The 1,007-nt window shown below is 71.1% G+C and carries 1 pseudogene; it reads right to left on the bottom strand.

From position 1 onward, the window contains the following. Nucleotides 1-613, bottom strand: a pseudogene (locus AB0O00_RS41495) (hypothetical protein); the annotation flags it as partial. Nucleotides 614-1,007 lie beyond the last annotated feature (394 nt).

The following is a 1,007-nucleotide window of genomic DNA, read 5'->3' as shown; positions in this document are numbered from 1 at the left end:
TGTCGGTGAGCAGTTGGACCCCGCCCGTGACGTCCTCCATTCGCTCGCCGTCCTGGTTCGGCCCGGTGACCGCGAAGCCGAAGTCGTACGCGGCGCCCGCGTGCACACCGAGGTCGTAGTACTCCTGCGCGACGTACACGCCGTCGTCCACGACCGGGAAGATGCCGAACGGCTTCAGCCCGTCGTGGTACTGCGGCACGAACCCCAGCCGACGCGCGGGTGAGGCACCGGCGTACCCCTTGAGGCAGTGCCCGGCACCGAGCACCAGGTCGCGGCGGGGGCTGCGCACCACCGAGCCGCTGCACGTGCGGCCGGTGCCGTTGGCGTCGGTCCTGAAGAACGCGCCGGCCTGCGGGATGCCGTCGAAGCTGCGGCTCGGCGGGATGTACTCGCCGGGCCGCGGCCCGTCCGCCGAGAGCCGCGCATCCCGTACGGCGTCGTCGGGCAACGCGGCAGCCATCCGGTCCGCGGTCCAGTACGCCCCGAGCTCGCCCGCCACCGGATTGCCGCCGGGCACCACTCCGGCGAACGCGGCCGGCGCGGCGAGCCCTGCACCCAGCATCAGGGCGGCCGCGATCGCGACGGCACGCCGGACGAACCTCACCTGCCGCATTCGACGCATTCGACGCATCTGACGCATCGTCAATCTCCGTTCACCCGATTGGATTGGCATGCCTCCGCCGGGCCCATCGTCGAGGACGAGGAGGCAAGCACGCAGGGGAAAGCGCCGAAGGGGCCGAATCATCACCCTGAGAGCGGGCCGGGAAAATGTGGCGAGCCGGGCAACCCCACACGTCGACACCGTGGTCTGGAGGGCTGAGGGGGTGCTGATGCACACACAAGAAGAGGCCGACTTCCAGGCCTTCACCCGTACCAGGTGGGCACACCTGGTACGGACCGCCTATCTGCTCACCGGCGATTGGCAGCACGCCGAGGACCTGGCCGAGACCGCGACCCCGACGCACGACAACCGGCGGGCGATCCGGCGCCGGGCCAAGGGCGACCCG

It is taken from the genome of Kitasatospora sp. NPDC093558 (assembly GCF_040683475.1).
Classification (GTDB): domain Bacteria; phylum Actinomycetota; class Actinomycetes; order Streptomycetales; family Streptomycetaceae; genus Kitasatospora.
Note: the sequence above shows the minus strand (reverse complement) of the source record. Positions and strands in the feature narration are given on the sequence as shown.